The following is a 20,462-nucleotide window of genomic DNA, read 5'->3' on the forward strand; positions in this document are numbered from 1 at the left end:
TGGTTTCGCTGCATCCCTGCATGCTGCTCCTCCTCGCAAGGGCCGACATTCTCATTTTGGCACGTTTTCCGCATCGGCAGCTTTATCAATAGCTTTTCAATAATCCACCAAGCGAACTAACCGCAAATCATGCCTTTCGGGTATGCTGGTCTGTTCTTATGTTCGGCGACGTACTTCCTTTTGAAGGGATCAGTTGCTTGCGCGCCGGATGTGTCTGAGCCATTCAGTACTCGCCATCGCAAACACATTGATTCCGGTTCCTGTGTAGTTGGATGCGCACTGATCGAAGAAGGACTTCAGCTGGCCATAAAGCGTCCCCGGCGTGATGCCGGCCCTAGGATCGACCTCGCGCAAGCGTGCGGGACTCCATGGCGCCTGCTCGGATACGTCCGTGGCCCGACCCAGCAGGAAAACACCATGGTTCGTTGGATGCTCCGGATCGGGATGAAGGCCGCGCGAAGCGAGATAACCCGACACCGCTCGCATGAAAGCATCATCCATACGGCAGCTTCGTCGGGAACCCTGGCTATCGATGGCAATTTTCCAGTCTGCGCCGGACGAACGCTTCAGGGCATCGACACGGCAAGCGACGATGTCGGCAAGACGCCAACCAGTGACTTCAAATAATTTCAATGCAAGCCGCAGACGCAGGTTGACTGAACTATGCGGCAAGTTTTCTGCCTGCTGCCAAAGGCACTGCCATTGTTCCTGTGTCAGCTGCTTTTCGCGCGGCTTGGCGATTGCCCCCGCGGTATTTCCGCTTGCCTCCGCCATTCCGAGCCAGGGATTGGCATGCAGATATCGCTGTTCAACCAGATAGGCGTACAGACTCTTGAGGACGGTGGCCGCATGACGGCGTGCGGCGGGTGAGAGCGGCCCTTCGAACGGCCGCCATAATGGGCTCCACTTTTCCCTTCCCCGCTTTCCGCACCACAGCTCGGCCGGGGCAGGGTCGACCAGGAATTCAAGGTAGGCCTGACAATCCGCCGGTTCGACGGAAGACAGTGGAAGCTGGCGCTGGACGACGGCCCAAAGGAGAAAACGTTCCGCTTCCCGCAGATAGGAGCGTTGCGTATGTGTCAGTTTTCCGGTGTCGCCGCACGCCGGTTTTGCGCGCCGGCCTTTCGCTTCTATCCAGCTCAAGACGGCTTCGATATCATTCGATGCCCGGATCGCGCACTGCTGCTGCGGCAGACGGTGCTTGCCGGATGTTCCGTCAAGATGGGCCGGAACGATCAATTTTTCCATGGGTACGACAGCCGTCGCCGGGGCGACAACCTGGTCAAGCTGGCCCGGACCCAGAGCGGCGCGGCGTGCGCGGACATGCTCTCCCAGCTTCATGCCGATGGTATGTTCATGCGCTTGCAGCCATGCAACGATGCGGTCGGCCTTTCCCTTGCCGATCGCCTTCACCTTGACCCACCAGCGAAAGCCGACGCCATTGATCTGCCCGATCAGTTGACGCAAGGTGGAGAGGCCTGCCGCCTCCAATCGGTGCGCGAGGTCCGGGTTAAACCATGCCGACACCGGATCATCGGCACGGGGAGGTTGAACGGCGAGGGCTTCAAGCCAGTGCAGCGCTTCCAGCTGCTTGCCGATCAAGCGTCTCCGGCGGGATTGCGTTGTGCGCAGATTGCCGTAGTGGCTCTGGTAGTGTTCAACCTGCTCCGCCTGGGAAAAGTCTTCCAGGCCGTGAGCAATTGCATGCTCTTCCAGGCTGGGAAGTTTTTCACCCTTGTCTTCAATGCGGTTGGGATCGATCCGGATCAGTCGGGCCAGCCCATGCCGCTCGCTTCTTCTGGCGGCGGCGGCGAACTCGTCCCTGATCCATTGAATCGTGCGGTTCACATTGCGAATGTCGTCATGTTCGCCTTCCACCCGGAGATACCGGTTCCAGCTATCACGTGTATCCAACCCCTGGACAACCGCCCGCATAAATGCGAAGTGGCCGATATGCAGGCGCCGCGCGGTCGATCCTTGCACCAGGGTCGCGAGCGAGTGCCCCTTCCTGGCTGAGTGTCGGGTGATCTCAGCGGATTGATTTTCCATGACTGCCATTGGCTGCGGAGGGAGTGTCTGCATAGCCGCCATTATCATTGATCGCAAAAATTGTTGCAACCAGACAGCTTTTCTTAGTAAGGGAGATATTTAACCTTTAATTTCAAGCACTTATCTCAAGGAATACATTCATCACCTTGAATCTGGATAAGCACGCATCCGCTTGGCACGATGGACGATACACCTTATATCGCTCGCCTCTCAGATACGACAAAAATGCTGAATCGAACGGGCGCTTCATTCATGGGATTCATGCTCCCAAGTGCACCAAGCTCAAGGCATATTTTCCAAAACCCCGTTTGACATGGGTTTCTGGCGGGGTGTTGGCGGCCGAATTTGCACGCTTTGCTAGAGTCGTGAATATCAGGTCAGTCAGTACAAGGTACGTCTGTCGTTGTCCTGATGCTTATGCCTGTTCGCTTTTCTGCAGCATTTCTTCCTGAAAAGCCAATGTTGCAGAAGCTCACCTCGGCTTTGCCAGCATTCACACCTATTCGATGCAGACGGAGATTTTTGTCAGGCCGAGTTAGGTGAGAAGATTTGGGAGGCTTTACTGAAGCAGTACTTCTAAGGTCACACGATTTTTGGCAAAGACCTTTAGTTGTACCGTACAAATTCGTTTATAACCAATGAAAGCACGCAGTCGCGAACCAATGGATTGCAGACCGCCATTTTCTTTAAGAACATTCTCTAACCGATGCGTAACTGTCAACGCATTCCGATGCAGATTCCCGCAAGAATGCCTCGTCCAGCTTTTACGGTGTTATGCCTCTTAGCAAGTATCTTTTATTGAATATTTACAATGTGGCACAGAGCTCAAAGGTGAGAAGTTTTGGGATGGTTTCATTCAAAGTCTATCTTGTTTGAAAATGTCATCGTATTGCTCTTAACTACTGCATCGAGTGGCCTAGAGCGGGCTATCAACACGTGGTACTTGGTTACGGCTGACACGCTGACCAGAATTAATCATTCGCCGCTAGAGCGCTTTCTTACTGACCTGTTTGCCGATCTCAGGCGGATTGCCTCTAGTATCTCGTTGCACCCGCGTGCTAAGCCTGCCATGTCACGTCGCTACGCCTTGGCCCGAAGCAATACCCAGCAGCTTCGCCTAAAGCGGCCATAGCGAAACAGCTTTCATATACAGACGAGACACACTACGGCTTAGCGAAACCGTAACTGTAGAAACTCAAAGACTCGCGGATAACACAGAGATTTGCGATGTTAATACCCTGTTCTTGCGGGATGTTGTCTCTTGCTGAACTATCGAAACTTCGAGTGCGCGCCACCTGTAATGTGCGTGGCGCGACGCGAGGCCGACGTGATCATTCAGAGAATCTATTCCTACGGACAGCACTTAGAAGTCTGGGCCTGTACCGCCTAAGGTGAGAAAATTTGGGACTAATCGCGGGGGATTCATCAGATTGATTTGTGGTGTAAGTTGGAATTTGTTGAAAGCGAATGTGCCTCAGTCCTGTCGAGACAAGAATAACAGCACGGCAAGGCCCGGGCCTTCCGCGTATCTTTGACGCAGTATTGACATGATTCTCGTCCACCATTTGATCAGCAAATTTTTAACTCGCACCGCTGGATAGAATTACCAATTCCTCTCCCGAGGCGGTTTTTAGAGGCAGTTGAGGTCTCGTGGAGGGCGAGCGCGAACTACGGAATTTCGAACAGTTTTCCGACTGGTGCTTGCGGCTTTAGCGCTGGTTGCTGGCACAGATGTATTGACCTGATGTCCATCGATTCTGTCGGCTTTCGCGGCCAGGATTACGGGAGTAGCGGCGTCGGGGGAATCCCCCCGTTCTCCGCTTTTTTCAAGTGCGAGCTAACTGTACACGCTGAAACCCGTAGTGTCGCGCTGCGCCGCGTTCCACGTAATCAAGCAAGAGATCACACACTGAGCAACTTAAATGGGGTCCATTGGATGTGGTTATCGCGGAGCATATGGCGTCGGATGATTCAAACTTGCCGGCCACATTTTAGCGTGGTCAGATGGTGAAACAGCAAGGCGGCGTTGCGGGTATGGAAGGGTTGTACCGTACAAGGCAGAAGATACAAGATTGGAGTGACGAAGCAATTGCCGCTCAAATAATAAAGGGGTTGTACCGTACAACCCCTTTTGAAATACGTGCGAATACGAAAACTGCAGTTTAGGTACTCATAAATTCTTTGACGATTTCACCAAGGCGCTTCGCCTGCTCCGCGCTCAACGCTCCCTTCCCGAAATGAAGCGATACTTCACCACGATGCGCAACAATCTTTGCGACGATACGGCCGCCAACGAGAATCGCTTCCTCCTTGGGCGTGTCAGAAAACAAGCCGGTAAGAACTTCGAAGACTTCTTTGGGGGACTGTCCAACCGAACGGTTTGCCGCCAACTCGCTGGCACGCTCAAGAACACCCTCAGGATCACGCTGCAATGCATCGTTAAGCGCCTTGGCCCAACGGAACTGCAAATCGAGCGGCGAAGGAAATGCGCGTACCACCGCTTCCGGCAGGTCTGCCAAGCGAAGCGCTTTACTCAAATTTCCAGGATCAACTCCGATCTCCCGAGCAAGCTGCTCCTGCGACGAAAACAACTCATCATTCAGCGCGCGGCGATACATAATCCCCTGCTCCCACGGCGAGAGGTCAGCGCGCGTGCGATTTTCCCTCTCCATCTCCTTGAACAGATCCTGATCGCTGACAGCCTCGACAAATGCGAGCACAGGCAATCCAAGTTCAAGGCATGCTTGGTGACGACGATGCCCAAATACAATTTCATAACGATCGGAAGATGCAGCAAGCGGGCGAACCTTGATAGGCTGGATATTGCCCCCGGCATTTCGGATCTCTTCTTTTAACGCAAGGAAGTCTGCATGCTCATAACTACGCGTGTCCCGATTTGCCCATCTTGAAGGCTGGATCTTTTCCGCCTCAATAAGCTTGACCGGCAAAGTCCCTTCAAACTCTTTCAGCCGCGCTTCAAGCACAGCCAGCTTTTCGTTACTCTCCTTCATCAGAGAGTTCACCATCAGCATCTGGCCGGGACCAGTTCTCAGTGGAGCACTTCCTGTTGCGGACTCGTTCTTGTTCGGAACGAGCAGACCTTCTGTTTTCTTCGCAAGTCGGTCCTTGATCGACATTATTCCTCTCCTTAATCCAGCTGCGCTGTCCAAGAATTCCTGATCGATACCTCGACCAAATCATTTACACGGTCATAAGCATCCCGCGCCCTACTGTACGTTTTCATGCTGCCATCGTATCGACTGATGTCATATACCGTGCCGAATTCCGCCGAACTGGACGATGTCACCGCCGTCTTCGGGATTTCCACGGGTAGTACCTTTTCCGCATAGGTCGCCGAGATCCACGACCGCACAACATCGCTTGCAACATCGGCGGAGTCGACGCGCGCCAGCAGCACATGGATAAAGTCAAATGTCTTGCTGATACCGGCACTTTCCACCAAGTTGGATGCCAGATCACTGAACAGGCTCCAGAACTGAGCGGAACTGGCGAAATCCAAAGCATTCGGCGGCAGCGGAACCATCAGGCCGTCTGCCGCCATGAAGGCATTGATGGTTACATAGGACAGGGAAGGCGGGGTATCAATGATGATCACGTCATATTCATCACGCACATCTTCCAATCCCAAGTTCAATACGTCCCAGAATTGGAATTCGGGGTCCTTCATCTGCCGCGAAGGCAAGACGAACTCAGCAGAGAACAGACTGGAAGACGCGGCAACCAGATCGATTCCGTCCCAGTAAGTCGATTGGATTGAAGGGCGGATCGAGGTCGTGTCACCATAGACCAACGGTGCAATTGTCTGATTCTCGCTGACCTCCGTATCCGGCATGATGCCGAACAGGGTTGTCAAAGACCCTTGCGGATCGGCGTCGACAACCAGCACCTTATGGCCTCGCAGGCTCAAGCCTTGAGCCATCACCATCGCGGTGGTCGTCTTGCTGACCCCGCCCTTGAAATTGCCGATTGCCAGCGTAATCGCACGCGCGCCTTCCGGGCGAAGATAAGTACTACGGTATTGCTGCACCCAGACACGGGCTTCATGAAGGGAAAATTCCCGACGGGAGCCCTTGTCATTGAGCTGTCCAGCAGGCAAATCTCCTTTGCTGATACGATAAGCGACCTGCCCCTTGTCAATACCGCACAGACTCGCGAGCTGAGTCAGCGAAAACACTGGGGGATTCTTGATGGTGTTCGGCGCCAGCATGCGTGACCGAATCTGATTCACCATCTGCGTCGCACGCTCCGCCTGTTCAACAATGTCGCTGATATGTATTTTCTGCGGACTATTTACGTTTGGTGAAATCATAGTATTCCTGAGGATTCTCTAAGGGAAAAACATTTTACGACAAAGGCTTATTTTCCACTAACAACAAATTCAATGCTTTTTCAAAAAATCCGCGAAAACCGTAAAAGTTTCGAGTTTTGTTCCAGTTGTCCACACCGTCGCCCGATACGGGGCTAAAAATAATAAAAAAATCTAACATCTCTTTAAGAACTATAGGAAGCTGAAAATCTTTTAATATCAATAGCTTATGCTCACTTTGGTGAGAGTTTTTGGGACCTATGGTGAGAGATATTGGGACTTATGGTGAAAACTAATGGGAAACAAGGTGAGAAAGTTTGGGTGGAACGGTGAGTGGATATAGGGTCTTGGCAACTTACTGATGCCCTTCTGGACACGTCTGGCGAGCTGCTGCAAAGGTGAGAATTTTTGGGAGTGGGTTGAAAAGCGATTCTCACTCAAGTGTGGATGCGGTTTAACACGCCGCAGAAAGGTGAGTTTGCTTTTCCATTAGTCTCACTATAGACTCTTGCAAAGATTCCATTTCCCTTACCACGATGGCCGACAACGCAACGACAACCCGGCGCGCGCGCAGCGGCAAGAAGGCTGGCGAACATGACTACCTATTGCGCAAGCCCGTCAATACGCTCGCCATCGTTCCCAAGTCCGAAAAAATCACGGTTACCGCGCGCAAGATCTATAACGTGATGCTGCAGTATGCGCAGCGGCAGGGCGTGGAAAAGGAACGCTATCGGGCGCGGCTGTCGGAGATAGCCATCGGTATCGATTTCAACTCCAACAATACGGAAGTCATCAAGCAGTACTTCCGGCAAATGGCCACCACCGGCGTGGAGTGGCAATCTCCGACCACGGGTGAAGGCGCGCGCTGGAGCATTTCCGCATTGATTGCCCATGCCGATCTCATCCAGCGGGGCAATGAACTGACGCTGGAATGGAGTTATGCCCCCAACATCAAGCAGGAATTGCTGGATCCGCAGCGTTTCGCGAAGATGTCGCTCCAGGTGCTGGCAGCGCTCAACACCATGGCGTCGCTGGTGCTTTACGAAATCTGCTGTCGTTATGCGGACAATCCCGGCGGCCTGACCGCGCGCCAAGCCTGGTCGTGGTGGCGACCGGTTCTCACCGGCGCGCCGGACAGCCCTGCCAGCGCCTATCAGGAATACAAGATATTCAATCGCGACGTGGTGAAAAAGGCGGTTAAGAAGGTCAATGAAGCCACCGATCTCGAAATCGAGCTGATCGAGCACAAGAGCGGCCGCTCGGTGCAGGATCTGCAGTTCCGGGTCAAGCGCAAGCAGCCTCAGCTCGCACTGGCGGAGCGGCCGATTGAGCCGGTCGACCTGAAAACCATCGGCAACATGATACGTGCGGGAATTCCTCAGGACCGGGCTGAAAAACTGCTGCTGCGCTATGGCGCGAAGCCGATCGACGAAGCCATTGAGGTAATGAATGACCGGCATCGCCGGGCCGACATGGAGCCGGTGCGCACGCCTGAAAAATACCTGACGGCGATTCTTCAGTCCGGCCAGTTCGGTGGCGAGAAACCGGCTGCTCCGCCGGCGCGCAAAATTTACGATACCAAGGCAGAACGCTTGAAACTGATAGAACAGTTCATGGCGATGAAGCGCGCGCAACTCAATGAGATGTTTCAGGAAATGCCCGAAGCCGACCAGGCGCAGTGGATTTCCCGATTCGAGCAGGAAAGCCTTCCGGCCAGCGGCGCGATTCGCAAGGCATTCCAGACCAAGGGCATTGCCAGCCAGATTGTACGGCCGGTGTTCCTTAAATTTCTCGGCAACGCGGTTTGGGAGGACGGCTGGGAAAAGCCGTCCGATTACGAACTGACCGACCTTGCCATCCGCATCAAGAACGAGCAGCAGGCGCTGGCCGATCAGCGTTACAGCGGCAAGGGAAGGGTGGAGATCGGCGTGCTCAAGTAACCGATGCGCTGCGTTAAGCGACGAGCGCTACGTCGCGCATCATGTTGACGGTCATGGCGCCAGCCATGTCGTCTCCATTTAGCGTCATGCAGCGCGATTGCCTTCTTTTCTAAAATAGCGGCGCGACCGCCCATCTCCAACCGTGCCGATATCTCCGTTCTTGGCCATCACGCTCAATGCATTGGCCTGACGTTGCGAGAGTTTCTTGGTCTGGTCGGCGGACGGTGTAATTCCGAGTGCCTTGACGGCTGCGGCAAGAATTTCAGCGGGAGATTGCGGCTCATCGTTCAACAGGCTCGGCCAGAAGTCCTTGCCCGTGGACGGCAATTTCTCATCTTCGGCTGCCGGTTGCGCGCGACGCTTGCCCTGGCTCTTCGGCGCGGCGGCGGCGGAATTCCTGGATTTTGCCGCGCGGGGAACATTGCCCTCTTCGCTCAGTACCGTCTGCACGCTGTGCACTTTGGCAAGCGCATCTTCAAGCGCTTCCACCTTCGACTGATAATAAGCCAGTCCCTGCCTGGCATGATCGAGTTCAGCCTGGATAGCTAGTTCAGCGGACTTCAGATTAGACATTATTTACTCCTCCTAGAATGTTCATGATTGCCAGCTTGCCATTGCCAGGGTTCCTGCGCCGAAAGCACTTCGGAAAAGCGATTTCGGCGCGACCGGCCCCTAGATGGCAGCAGACGGAATTACTCAAGCGAATATTTTTAACTTTAACAAAACTTTTAATAAGGTACTTTAAAACGGAAAAACTGTCTTAACTAATTTTGTTATTTATTAAAGGAAATCGATCGAAAGTCTGAAGTCATGTGCCGCCGGCCTCCTGAACCGGCCTGATTAAGATTGGATGGCGGCACCCAGGGCGCCGCATGACGCCAGAGCCGATTTTGGTCCTGAGTAAGAGTCGGTCAATGCATGGCCAGGAGAATGCGGGCTGAAGCGCCTCGCACGCGATACCTCGCCCGTGATAGCATTCAGCCCACGCTAGGGGTCCTGAAGACGATGTGCTTCGGGTGAGAAAGACCCTTCGTACCTGATCTGGATAATGCCAGCGCAGGGAAGCGCAAAGCCAAGGCTCTTGTTTGCTCCCGCGCCGCCCCGATCGGCCTTCATCTTCACCGAGCAAACAATGACCACTTCGCATACCCGCCACGCGATCGCAATATTAACCTCACTGCCAGTGCTTGCAGGCGCATCAATTGCCCAGGCTCAGCAAGCCGGCAGTGCCGAAACCGTGCTGCCGTCCGTTTCCGTTTCCGCGCCGAGGATTTCCGGCGATCAGGTTGACTCCGCAGGCGTAGCCGCATTCGGGCAGATTCCCCTGCACCAGACGCCTGCCGCCGTCAGCGTCATCACGCGCGGGCAGATGCAGGAACGCGGCATTCGCCAGACCACTGATGTCCTTCGACTCGATGCCAGCCTGAACGAGGCATATAACGCAATAGGTTATGCCGAACAGTTTTCGATTCGCGGCTTCAACCTCGATAACGCGTCGAGCTATCGCAAGGATGGTCTGGAGATTGGCGCCGACGCCTCCATTCCTCTGGAAAACAAGGAACGCATCGAAGTGCTCAAAGGCCTCGCCGGATTGCAGGCGGGCATTGCCACGCCAGGCGGTATTATCAACTATGTCACCAAGCGACCGACCGCCGAAACGCTGCGGACGGTGACGCTGGAGGCACGCGAACGCGGCACGCTGTATGGCGCGGTCGACCTCGGCGGACGCTTCGATGATCGCCGCTTCGGCTATCGCATCAATGCCGCCGCGGAGAAGTTGCGTTCCTACGTGCGCAATGCAGATGGCGAACGCCAGTTTGTCTCCGGCGCCTTCGATTGGCGCCTGACGCCGCAGGCGCTGCTGCAGCTCGATCTCGACTATCAGCACAAATCCCAGCTTTCGGTGCCGGGCTTCCAGCTCATCAACGGCACCGATCTGCCCACCGGCATCTCGGCGCGCACCATGCTCAACAACCAGCCGTGGAGCCGCCCGGTGAAAACCGACAGTGCCAACGTCGGCCTGCGTCTCGATGTCCAGTTCAATCCGGACTGGAACGCATCGGTCGCCATCAACCGGCATGCCTTCCGCCGCGACGACTTCGCCGCGTTTCCGTTCGGCTGTGCAGCAGGCGGGCTGTTCTTCGGATTCTGCGCCAACGGCGACTTTGACGTTTACGATTACCAGAGCGAAAACGAAAACAAGTCGCTGCTGACGACGCAGGCGATGCTGCAAGGCCGTTTCGCCACCGGCGGATTGGCTCATGCGGCGACGGTCGGCGTTTCGACGCTGCGCCGCCGCGACGAATTCGGCGACTGCGTCTACGGAGCGGTCGATTGCCTGGGTTCCGCGCCGAATGGCAGCAGCAATCTTTACAACCCGGTGGCCGTTCCGGCCTCGACCATCGCCACCGGGCCGGTGCGCCTGCGCCGCAGCGGCAATGAGCATTCCCTGTTTGCCAACGACGTCATCAGCCTGTCCGAGTCAATGAAACTGCATGCCGGCGTGCGCTATACCCATATCGAGCGTGAACAGTACGATCCCGCCGGCCTGCGCGCAAGTAACCATGACCGAGGCTATTTCCTCCCGAACGTGGCGCTGGCCTACTCGCCGCGCAAGGATTGGACGGCTTATGTTTCTTATGCACAAGGACTTGAACACGGCGGCATCGCGCCGCTCTTCGCCAGCAACGCCAACCAGGCGCTTGATCCGAGCAAGTCGAAACAGGTGGAATTCGGCATGAAGATGGCGGTCGCCGACGACTGGCAGATTGCGGCGGCACTGTTCCAGATCCGCAAGCCGCTTGAATACACCGATGCAGACTTTGCCTACATCAGGAACGGCGATGCCGAACACCGCGGCCTGGAACTGTCGGCCCAGGGCCGTGCCACGCGCAACCTCACCATCGGCGCAAGCCTCGCGGCCCTGCGAACGCGCCAGGAGAACACCGGCCTGCCAGGTGTTGACGGCAAGCGCACGACGAACGTCCCCAAGTTGAAGGCGATCGTCCATCTCGACTACACGGTCCCGGAGCTGGCCGGTCTTGCGCTCAATGGCAGCTGGCAGTACGCGGGCAACAAGGCGTTCAACCCGGACAATAGCGTAACGGTACCCGGTTATCACCTCTTCAATATCGGCGCGCGTTATTCCACCCGGGTCGGCGGCATGGCAACCACGCTGCGCGCCGGCATCGACAACGTGGCCGACAAGTTTTACTGGCGGGATGTGACCCAGTCGCTCGGCGGCTATCTTTTCCCGGGTGCGCCGCGTACCTTCCGGGTATCAGCGCAATTCGATTTCTAAGGGATTTATAAGCGTTTTCTGAACGATATCCGGGACGTCAGGGCAGTCGTTCCAGCAGCGCGGCGGCGCTCGCGAGCCGCCGCGCTTCTCCCCCGTCGAGCAACTCGTAGCGGATGTCCTGACGGTCAAGCAGCGCCAGCAGCATTGCGTGGATGGCATGCCTCACTTCGTCGGACTCCCGCTGCATGCCATCCGCGATCCAGGGCATGTCGGGCACGGCCACCAGTGTCATCTCGTAATGTCGTTCGCGAACCAGCGCAGCCAGCCTGCGATCCACGCGCTCCCAGTAAAACTGACTGTAGAGCGCGGTCATGAGCGGGGTCGTATCGCAGAATAGGAAACGTTTCGCCTGAGGGGCGGCCTCTTCCTCGCGCCGTACCTGCATGAGCGCGATTTCGATCTGCTCCTGCTCGCGCGGCGTGCGGCCCCGGGTCTCGACGAACTCCCTCAGGTATTCAGGCACCCAGAGCGTGCCATACCGCGCAGCCAGGGCTGCCGCCAATGTGGATTTGCCGCTGGATTCCGCGCCCAGGATGGCGATGCGCGCCGGTTTAGACTTAGAGTCGGGCGGCATGGTCCATTCCCGCATTCGAAGCGGCGTCGGCCCGAAGCGCGCGCTGCCATGTCCGCAATCCCATCCATGCCAGCAGGATGAAAAGCGTATAGAGCAGGGCCGTCAAGGTCAGCTGCTTGTACAGGTAGAGGCCAACATACAGCACGTCCACCGCAATCCAGACCTGCCAGTTCTCGATCTTCTTGCGCGCCAGCAGTACCTGTCCGACCAGGCTGCCCGCGGTCAGGAAGGCATCGATATAGGGCACGTCGGTATCGGTGTAGGTCCGAAGAAAGAAAGAGAGAAGCAGAAAGCCGGCAAGCCAGGCTGCAACGCACCAGGCGCGGCCGGCGGAAGTAAGCCGGGAAACACTCAGCCCGCGATGCATCGCGCCGCCGCGCAGCCATTGCTGCCACCCCCATATGGCCGTGCCGATGAAGACGAATTGCAATCCCATGTCGCCGTAAAGCCGGGAGTGGAAGAAGACCACAGCATAGGTCGCCGAAGAAACGATGGCGAACAGCCATGCCCAATGCACCTGCCGGATGTTAAGCGCCACCGTCGCCACGGAAAGGACAAAGGAAATCAGTTCTAGCGGGGTGGTGGTGAGACCGAACAGGGAAAACGGATCATTCATCGGAGCGGTTGCGGTAATGGGAAGACGGCGGGCGCGCCGTATATTAGAACATTTTCCATCTGGCGAACTCGCGAATCGTCCGGCAGACGAGGACCGGATTGTCGTTGCAAACAAAATAACGCTGCATGGCATGTCCGTGCGGCGAAATTGTGTAGGATGTCGGCTTATTGCCCGTTCCCCGCGACTCATGATCAATTTTCCGGCGTGCCTGCGCCTGCATCGATGAACCCACCCAACGTGCCGACGGCCGGGGCTGCGCCTGTCTTTAGCGCGCGCGGAGAAATCGCGCGCCAATACCAGACGCATGACTGGGAAGCCTCTCCGCTGGGGGCTCTTCACGCCTGGCCGCCGGTCCTGCGCAATAGCGTCAACCTGATGCTGCACTCGGCATTCCCGATGTTCATCCTGTGGCGCGAACCGCTTCACTGTCTCTATAACGATGCCTATGTCGGCATTCTCGGCGGATTGCATCCGCAATCGTTCACCAGGCCTTTTTTCGAGATCTGGCCGGGAGTGAAAGATGTCATCGCGCCCATCATTGCACGCGCGATGTCCGGCGAGTCGATGTTCTTCGAAAACATGCCTGTCCTGCTGGACCGAAGCGGTTACCCCGACCAGGCCTGGTTCACGTTCTCGTACTCACCGCTGGCCGATGAGCATGGCATCATCCACGGCGTGCTATGCACCTGCATGGAAACCACTCGTCAGGTACGCGTCGAGCAACGGCAGAGCTTTCAGCTCGCCATCGCCGACCGCTTGCGCGGTTTATCGAACCTGGATGTCATCCTGCACGAGGCGAGCCGCCTGCTGACACGGCAGCTGGGCATCGATGCAGTCCTGTTCGGCGAGGTGGATGAAGCGGGCGGGACGATTCGCCAGCATGGACGCGGCGGAGACAGCGAAGGCATCGGCGGCATGGGGGTACGGTCGACCGTTGACCTGGGCGATGAATTGCTTGCCTTGTTGCGCAATGGCAGCGTGCTGGTGATCGACGATCTTCTTGATGGCGGACGCAATGCCTGCATCGAGCCCGCCATACGCGAACGACTCGTTCAGCGCTGGGCTGGAGCCGTCCGTTCCTTGATGATCGCGCCGATAGTTCGGAACGGCAATTTGCGCGCATTGCTGTTCGCCGAACACGGCCAGCCGCATTCATGGCTGACTCATGAAATCGATCTTGTCAGGGACGCCGCCGAAACCGCCTGGCGCATCGTCGAGCAGGCGAGGGCGGAGACAGCGCTGCAGGAAAGCGTCATCGCTCTTGAGCAACTTAATAGGGTCAGCGAGTCGGTGCATTCCGAACTGCTCCTGGAGCCCCTGCTGCAGAAGGTGACGGATGCCGCCGTCAAGATTACCGGCGCGGAGTTCGGCGCCTTCTTTCACAACGTGGTCGACGAGCATGGCGAGTCCTATACGCTCTATACGATCTCGGGCGTGCCGCGGGAGGCATTTTCCGGGTTTCCCATGCCGCGCAATACCGCGATCTTTGGTCCCACCTTCGAAGGCATCGGAATTCGCCGCAGCGACGACATCACCCGCGACCTTGATTACGCTAAAAACCCGCCGTACAAAGGCATGCCGCAGGGACACCTCCCGGTCAGGAGTTATCTTGCCGCACCGGTAAAAAGCCGGGACGGTCAGGTCTTCGGCGGCATCTTTCTTGGACACCGGCAGACGGGGCGTTTCACCGCAGCGCATGAAAAACTGATTCACGGGATTTCCGTGCAGGCTGCCATCGGCATTATCAATTCGCACTTGTATCAAAAAACGCAGACGCTGCTCAAGGCGGAGCGCGAAGCGAGAGCGAATGCGGAGCGCGAGAGCCGGCTCAAGGAAGAGTTCATGTCGGTGCTGTCGCATGAATTGCGTACCCCGCTCAATGCCATCGCCGGCTGGTCCGAGCTGCTGCGCATGCAGCGCGCGGGCGATGCCGGCCTGGAAAAGGCATTGACGGTCATCGACCGCAACGCGCGGGCACAGGCACGCATCATCGATGACCTGCTTGACATCAGCCGCATCACCAGCGGCAATCTGCTGCTGGACATGCAGCAGATCGAAATCGCCCCGCTTCTGGCCGAAACGGTGGAAAGCCTGCGAGTCGAAGCCGACGCAAAGCAGATACGCATCGACATCGTCAATGACGGCGGTGCGGTCGTGCATGGGGACGCGGCCCGCTTGCAGCAGGCGTTGTCCAACCTGCTGACGAATGCCATCAAGTTCTCGCTCAATGGCGGTGTCGTACGCATTGCACTGGAGCGCGCCACGGCGCATGTCCGGATTGTGGTGACCGATCATGGCAGAGGCATCGATCCGGACTTTCTACCGTACGTGTTCGAGCGTTTCCGCCAGGCCGACGGTTCGATCTCGCGCCAGTTCGGCGGATTGGGACTCGGGCTTGCGATAGTCAAGAGCCTCGTCGAACTGCACGGCGGCACAGTGACGGCCGCAAGCGAAGGACCCGATCGCGGCGCCTGCTTCACGATCGAATTGCCGGCAGTGCCCGTGGCGGCGCCGGATACCGAAGCCGCCCTCGGCGCCGCCGCGGTCCGGAAACCGGCAGCGGAGATGCTGATGTCCCTCGAGGGTATCAAGGTGCTGGTCGTCGATGATGAAGCCGACACGCGTGACTTGCTGAGCAGCGTGCTTGGCGATGCCGGCGCCTCGGTTCGGATCGCATCCTCGGTTGCCATGGCGCTCGAGCAGATCGCAGCCGAACGGCCGCACGTGGTGCTCAGCGATATCGGCATGCCCGGAGAGGATGGCTATGCATTCATCACGCGACTGCGGGCGCTGGAGCTGGAGCAGGGCTTGCCGCGGTTGCCGGCGGCGGCGCTGACCGCATTCGCCCGGCCCGAGGATGTGCGCCGTGCCCTTGAATCGGGTTTTCAGCTGCATCTGGCGAAGCCGCTGACGCTGGGCGCCGTCCTTTCCGCCGTCGAACGCCTCGCCGACCGCTAGTGCGGTCTATACCGCGGTCGATAAAGCGGAGTCCGGTCCCAGCCCACGCGCCGGAACATTTATCCTTCGCCATTGCCGACCCAGCCGCCGCCGAGCGCCTTGTAGACATTCACCGCCGCGGAAAAGCGGGCCAGGTCGGCCTGTACCCGGCTGTCTTCGGCTTGCAGCCGAGTGCGCTGGCTATCGAGGAGGGTGAGCAAATCCTGCGATCCGGACTTGTACCGTACATTTGCAATTCGGTAAGCCTCCTGGGATTCGGATGCCGCGCGCGCAAGCAGGCTGCGGCGAGTTTCGCCGAAGGCGGCCGCATCCAGGCTGTCCTGCACTTCCTTCAAGCCGGTCAGCACGCTTTGCAGATATTGTTCGATCAGTTCCGCCCTGCGCGCTTCCGATTGCAGCACCTGACCGCGCAGCCTGCCGCCATCGAACAGGGTCTGGGCAAACGATGCCGCCAGCGAGCTTGCCAGGCTGGAGCCGGATGTCAGCACGCCGCCGGCGACCGCCGTGGCGGACAGCCGAAGGTTCGGATACAGCGCGGCCCGCGCCGCGCCGATATCCGCATGGGCGGCTTGCAGCGAGGCTTCCGCCCTGCGGATGTCGGGCCGGCGCTCCAGCAGCGCCGCCGGCTGGTAAGCCGCCAGCGCCGGCAGCCGCAGCGATGCCAGCGACTCGCCTTCAATCGCGAACCCTTGCGGCGCCTGGCCGAGCAATACAGCTAGCGCGGTCTGCGCTGCGCGAAGTTCCTGTTCCAGCTGAGGAATCTGAGCCTCAATATTGAGAACCGATGTGCGCTGCTGCGAGAGTTCCAATCCGCTGTCGGCACCCTTGCCGTAACGCAGTTCCACCAGCGACAGCACACTGCGCGCCGCTTCCAGATTCTGGCCCGCGATGGCCAGCCGGTCCTTCGCCGCCAGCGCCCGGAAATAATTCGATGCGACTTCCGCCTGTGTCAGCAGCACGACTGCGTCGCGATCATAAACGCTGTAATCGACGCGGGCGCGCGCCGCGTCCGACGCAGCCGCCCGTCCGCCCCACAGGTCGAGTTCATAGGCGACGGTGGCCGAGAGCTGGCTCGATTGCGTGCCGGCCGACGTGCTTCCGATGGGAGACTGGTTCGAGCGCGTCCTGGCGGCGCTGCCGGCAACATCGATGGATGGGGAACGATTGGCGTCGACAATGCCCGCAGCGGCGCGCGCCTGCGCAATGCGGCTGATCGCCGCCGCGAGATCATGATTGGCGGCCACCGCCTGCACCATCAGGCGGTCGAGCTCGGCGCTGCCGAACTGCTTCCACCAGTCCGTGCTGACGTCGGACTTGGCGGCGGCAGTGCGCAGCGAGGCATCATTGCTGCCAGCCGTACTCCATTGCCCTGGCATGGCAGCATCGGGACGCTGGTAGGGCGTGCCGGTGGCGCAGGCGCCTAGGAGAAAGACGCTGGCGGCGACAGCGGCCGCGGTTTTCAACAGGGGTGTCATTGCAATTCCTTTATTCCGATGACAGGGCCACGACCGGGTCCAGGTGCGCCGCCTTGCGCGCCGGCAGGTAGCCGAACAGCAGGCCGGTGGCGAAGGCCGAAAAAAATGCCAGCAGCGCCGGCGCCGCCGTGAATGCCACATTCATGCCGAAGGCCCGCGCCGCCAGGCCGGCGCCGATGCCGACCGCCACGCCGAGCAGGCCGCCGATGCCGCACACCACCAGCGCTTCGGTGTTGAACTGCAGCAGGATGTTGGCGGTGCGCGCGCCGGTCGCCATGCGCACGCCGATTTCGCGGGTACGCTCGGTCACGGTGACCAGCATGATGTTCATCACGCCGATGCCCCCCACCAGCAGCGAAATCGCCGCCACCGAACCGAGCAGGACTGTCAGCGTGTTCTGTGTTTCCGTCGCGGTTTCCAGCAGCGACGAGGTGCTGCGGATCTGGAAATCCTCCTTGCCGTGGCGCTGCCTGAGCAGGCTTTCGATCGCCGCCTGCGTCGATGCAATCTGCTGTGCGTCGCCGACCTTTACGTTGATGGTGTTCAGGTACTGCTTGCCGAACAGCCGCATGTAGCCGGTCGACAGCGGCACCAGCGCGATGTTGTCCATGTCGGAGCCGAAGGCGTTGGCGCCCTTGCCGGCCAGCACCCCGACGATCTCGAAGGGCACGCTCTTGACCAGCAGGTAGCGGCCGATCGGGTCTTCGCCATTGGGGAACAGGTTCTTCGCCACCGTCTGCCCGAGCACGATCACCGGCGCATAGCCTTGCACGTCGGCCTCGGTGATGAAGCTGCCGCGCGCCATCTTCCAGTCTTGCGTTCCCGCGTAGCCGGGCCAGATGCCGGTGATGTTGGTCTGGTAATCGAGGCTGCCGTGGCGCACCGTCGCGCGCGTGCTGCGCTCCGGCGACACCACCGTGATGTTCGGCAGTTCCCTGATTGCCTGCGCATCGGCCGGCACCAGCGTGGCAATATCGCCGCTGGGACGGGTGCCCGGCGCGCCGGGGAACACCAGCAGCAGGTTGCTGCCCATCGATTCGATGCGCTGCAGGACCTGCTGCTTGCTGCCGTTGCCGATGGCGAGCATGGCTACCACCGCGGCCACGCCGATGATTACGCCGAGCAGGGTCAGCGCGCTGCGGAAGATGTTGTTGCGCAGCGAGCGCAATGCCATCTTCACCGCCTCCGCCAGGTCGGGCAGCCAGCGCGCGCCGCCGTGCGCCGGGGCCGGCAGGCGCTGCCTTGCGCCGGCAGACTCCCGGATGCGGCTGTCGTCGACGATGCGGCCGTCGGCGATGCGGATCACGCGCTGCGCATGTTCGGCGACGCTGCGGTCATGGGTGATCAGCACGATGGTATGGCCCTCGGCATGCAGCTGCTTGAGCAGCTGCAGCACCTCCTCGCCGCTCTTGCTGTCGAGCGCGCCGGTCGGCTCATCGGCCAGGATGATCTCGGCGCCGTTCATCAGCGCGCGCGCGATCGATACCCGCTGCTGCTGGCCGCCCGACAACTGGTTGGGCCGGTGGCCGCCGCGCTCGCCGAGTCCGAGGCGCTCAAGCAGGGCCTGCGCCCGCTCGCTGCGTTCGCGCTTCGATGTGCCGGCATAGATGGCCGGCAGCTCGACGTTCTCGGCTGCGGTCACCGTGGTCAGCAGGTTGTAGCGCTGGAACACGAAGCCGAAGGTGTCGCGCCGCAGCGAGGCCAGCTCATCCTTGGCCAGCGAGGTGACATCCTGGCCGCCGATGCGGTAGCTGCCTGCGCTCGGGCGGTCGAGACAGCCAATGATGTTCATCAGCGTCGACTTGCCGGAGCCGGACTGGCCCATGATGGCAACGAACTCGCCGGGAAACACTTGCAGGCTGACGTCGTCGAGTGCGTGCACGGTGCTGTCGCCGCTGACGTAGCTCTTCGATACATGGCTGATGTCGAGCAGCGGTTCGCTCATCGCCGGGGTGTTTTGAGCGTGCGGATGCTTTATGTTCACAGACGTGGTCCCCCCATCCTTGCGCCGCGCCCGCCAGCCGGCGCAGCGGCGGACTTGTCCGGCGCCGGCGTCGGAACCACGACCTTGTCGCCGACCGCCAGGCCGGAAACGATGGCGGCGGTGGTGCGGCTGGCCACGCCGACCTTCACCTCGCGCGGCATCACGCCTTCCGGTGTCAGCACGCGGGCGCGGTAGGTATTCGCGTCGCGTCCGCCGGACGGCTGCAGCGCCGTCAGCGGCACCACCGGCACGTCGCGCGCCTCGGCCAGCACGAAGAAAATTTGTACCGTCATGTCGGTCATCAGCGCCTGCTCGCCGTTGTCGACGTCGACCAGCACGTTGTAGAGCACTACGTCGTTGATGGTTTCCGGCGTCGGCATCACCTGCCGCACGGTACCTCGCCAGCGGTGCTCGGGGTCGCCCAGGGTGGCGAAGTAGGCGGGCGCGCCGGCCTTGACCTTGACCACGTCGGCTTCGGCCACCTGCGCCCACACCGTCATGGTTTCGAGGTCGGCGACGCGCACGATCACCGGCGCCGCCTGGTTGGCATTGACGGTCTGGCCCTGCAGCGAAGTCTGGGACACCACCGTGCCCGACATCGGCGCATGGATCTTGGTATAGCCGAGATTGGCGATGTCGCCGTCGAGCGTGGCCTGCAGCGCCTTGATCTGCGCCTGGGTGGCATCGACCCTGGCGGCCGCCACCTTCAGCGCCGACTGCGCCTGTTCCACGCTTTCGCGGCTGGCCGCGTTTTGCTGCAGCAGTTCCTGGCTGCGGTTGGCCTGCTGCCGCGCCAGCGTCAGTTCGGCCTGCTGCTGCACCAGCTGCGCGCGCAGGTTTTCAAGATTGGCGCGGTCGGTGCGCACCCGCGTTTCATAGACGGTGGGATCGATCTCGGCGATCAGGTCGCCCTTGCTGACGCGGTCGCCTATCTTCACATGCACTTTCTTCAACTGGCCCGATACCTGGGTGCCGACGTCCACATAATCCTTGGGCTTGAGCTTGCCGAGCGAAGTGACGGTTTTTTCAACACTGCCCTGCACCACGGCCACGGTGCTCACCGGCGCGGCATCCTTCCGGTCGAGGAAGTTGTCGGCCACCACGCTGCCCACGGCCAGCAGGCCGGCCAGCGTTGCGCCGGCAAGCACCTTGCGGCGATGGCGGCCTGCGGCCGCGAGTCCTGATTTCCATGGTTTCCACATCGTTGTTCCCCAGAGTTTCTCTTGCGATGGTGAAAT

Annotated in this window: 12 protein-coding genes and 1 riboswitch; of the genes, 3 read left to right on the top strand and 9 right to left on the bottom strand. The window is 59.3% G+C overall.

The features are described 5' to 3' along the window. Nucleotides 1–189 precede the first annotated feature (189 nt). The 3 genes from RY831_RS02080 to RY831_RS02090 all read right to left on the bottom strand — a co-directional run bounded on the left by RY831_RS02080 (nucleotide 190) and on the right by RY831_RS02090 (nucleotide 6,379). Nucleotides 190–2,049 (bottom strand): site-specific integrase, encoded by a 1,860-nt coding sequence (locus RY831_RS02080; protein WP_326504671.1) that lies wholly within the window; start codon nucleotides 2,047–2,049, stop codon nucleotides 190–192. 2,162 nt (nucleotides 2,050–4,211) lie between these two features. Beyond that, nucleotides 4,212–5,186, bottom strand: coding sequence for a ParB/RepB/Spo0J family partition protein (locus tag RY831_RS02085; RefSeq protein ID WP_326504672.1), 975 nt, complete (start codon nucleotides 5,184–5,186; stop codon nucleotides 4,212–4,214). Between the two features lie 11 nt (nucleotides 5,187–5,197). Further along, a complete protein-coding gene (locus RY831_RS02090) occupies nucleotides 5,198–6,379 on the bottom strand; it encodes an AAA family ATPase (RefSeq protein ID WP_326504673.1) in 1,182 nt (393 codons plus the stop codon). A 533-nt stretch (nucleotides 6,380–6,912) separates the two neighbouring features. Here RY831_RS02090 and RY831_RS02095 point away from each other — a divergent pair. Further along, complete coding sequence (locus RY831_RS02095; RefSeq protein ID WP_326504674.1) at nucleotides 6,913–8,316, top strand: replication initiation protein; 1,404 nt, start codon at nucleotides 6,913–6,915, stop codon at nucleotides 8,314–8,316. An 84-nt stretch (nucleotides 8,317–8,400) separates the two neighbouring features. On the opposite strand, the gene RY831_RS02100 is transcribed toward RY831_RS02095, so the two are convergent. Continuing rightward, nucleotides 8,401–8,889: a hypothetical protein gene (locus RY831_RS02100; RefSeq protein ID WP_326504675.1), complete on the bottom strand. Its 489-nt coding sequence runs from the start codon at nucleotides 8,887–8,889 to the stop codon at nucleotides 8,401–8,403. 406 nt (nucleotides 8,890–9,295) lie between these two features. After that, nucleotides 9,296–9,396: riboswitch (TPP riboswitch) on the top strand. 52 nt (nucleotides 9,397–9,448) lie between these two features. Here RY831_RS02100 and RY831_RS02105 point away from each other — a divergent pair. Continuing rightward, on the top strand, nucleotides 9,449–11,617 hold the full coding sequence (locus RY831_RS02105; protein ID WP_326504676.1) for a TonB-dependent siderophore receptor: 2,169 nt from the start codon (nucleotides 9,449–9,451) through the stop codon (nucleotides 11,615–11,617). A 37-nt stretch (nucleotides 11,618–11,654) separates the two neighbouring features. On the opposite strand, the gene RY831_RS02110 is transcribed toward RY831_RS02105, so the two are convergent. Together RY831_RS02110 and pnuC are read right to left on the bottom strand one after the other, a co-directional pair. Next, on the bottom strand, nucleotides 11,655–12,191 hold the full coding sequence (locus tag RY831_RS02110) for an AAA family ATPase (RefSeq protein WP_326504677.1): 537 nt from the start codon (nucleotides 12,189–12,191) through the stop codon (nucleotides 11,655–11,657). Beyond that, entirely contained in the window at nucleotides 12,175–12,807 is a 633-nt protein-coding gene (gene pnuC / locus RY831_RS02115; RefSeq protein WP_326504678.1) for a nicotinamide riboside transporter PnuC, read from the bottom strand. Before pnuC ends, RY831_RS02110 begins: the two co-directional genes overlap by 17 nt. Nucleotides 12,808–13,029: 222 nt before the next feature. On the opposite strand from pnuC, the gene RY831_RS02120 reads away from it, so the two are divergent. Then, the gene (locus tag RY831_RS02120) at nucleotides 13,030–15,765 is read left to right on the top strand and encodes a hybrid sensor histidine kinase/response regulator (RefSeq protein ID WP_326504679.1); all 2,736 of its coding nucleotides are present in this window, start codon (nucleotides 13,030–13,032) and stop codon (nucleotides 15,763–15,765) included. Between the two features lie 59 nt (nucleotides 15,766–15,824). On the opposite strand, the gene RY831_RS02125 is transcribed toward RY831_RS02120, so the two are convergent. Genes RY831_RS02125 through RY831_RS02135 form a run of 3 tightly spaced genes read right to left on the bottom strand, consistent with a single transcriptional unit; the run spans nucleotide 15,825 to nucleotide 20,426 of the window. Next, nucleotides 15,825–17,240: an efflux transporter outer membrane subunit gene (locus RY831_RS02125; protein WP_326504680.1), complete on the bottom strand. Its 1,416-nt coding sequence runs from the start codon at nucleotides 17,238–17,240 to the stop codon at nucleotides 15,825–15,827. Between the two features lie 10 nt (nucleotides 17,241–17,250). Next, nucleotides 17,251–19,185: a MacB family efflux pump subunit gene (locus tag RY831_RS02130; RefSeq protein WP_326504681.1), complete on the bottom strand. Its 1,935-nt coding sequence runs from the start codon at nucleotides 19,183–19,185 to the stop codon at nucleotides 17,251–17,253. 35 nt (nucleotides 19,186–19,220) lie between these two features. After that, nucleotides 19,221–20,426, bottom strand: coding sequence for an efflux RND transporter periplasmic adaptor subunit (locus RY831_RS02135; RefSeq protein ID WP_326504682.1), 1,206 nt, complete (start codon nucleotides 20,424–20,426; stop codon nucleotides 19,221–19,223). Between the last annotated feature and the right edge of the window lie 36 nt (nucleotides 20,427–20,462).

The organism is Noviherbaspirillum album (genome assembly GCF_035916955.1).
GTDB lineage: Bacteria > Pseudomonadota > Gammaproteobacteria > Burkholderiales > Burkholderiaceae_D > Noviherbaspirillum > Noviherbaspirillum album.

Coding starts and splice junctions, on each gene's coding strand:
- RY831_RS02095 (WP_326504674.1), top strand. CDS start 6,913: ATGGCCGACAACGCAACGACAACCCGGCGCGCGCGCAGCGGCAAGAAG.
- RY831_RS02110 (WP_326504677.1), bottom strand. CDS start 12,191: ATGCCGCCCGACTCTAAGTCTAAACCGGCGCGCATCGCCATCCTGGGC.
- RY831_RS02120 (WP_326504679.1), top strand. CDS start 13,030: ATGAACCCACCCAACGTGCCGACGGCCGGGGCTGCGCCTGTCTTTAGC.
- RY831_RS02085 (WP_326504672.1), bottom strand. CDS start 5,186: ATGTCGATCAAGGACCGACTTGCGAAGAAAACAGAAGGTCTGCTCGTT.
- RY831_RS02100 (WP_326504675.1), bottom strand. CDS start 8,889: ATGTCTAATCTGAAGTCCGCTGAACTAGCTATCCAGGCTGAACTCGAT.
- RY831_RS02105 (WP_326504676.1), top strand. CDS start 9,449: ATGACCACTTCGCATACCCGCCACGCGATCGCAATATTAACCTCACTG.
- RY831_RS02135 (WP_326504682.1), bottom strand. CDS start 20,426: ATGTGGAAACCATGGAAATCAGGACTCGCGGCCGCAGGCCGCCATCGC.
- RY831_RS02125 (WP_326504680.1), bottom strand. CDS start 17,240: ATGACACCCCTGTTGAAAACCGCGGCCGCTGTCGCCGCCAGCGTCTTT.
- pnuC (WP_326504678.1), bottom strand. CDS start 12,807: ATGAATGATCCGTTTTCCCTGTTCGGTCTCACCACCACCCCGCTAGAA.
- RY831_RS02080 (WP_326504671.1), bottom strand. CDS start 2,049: ATGGAAAATCAATCCGCTGAGATCACCCGACACTCAGCCAGGAAGGGG.
- RY831_RS02090 (WP_326504673.1), bottom strand. CDS start 6,379: ATGATTTCACCAAACGTAAATAGTCCGCAGAAAATACATATCAGCGAC.
- RY831_RS02130 (WP_326504681.1), bottom strand. CDS start 19,185: ATGAGCGAACCGCTGCTCGACATCAGCCATGTATCGAAGAGCTACGTC.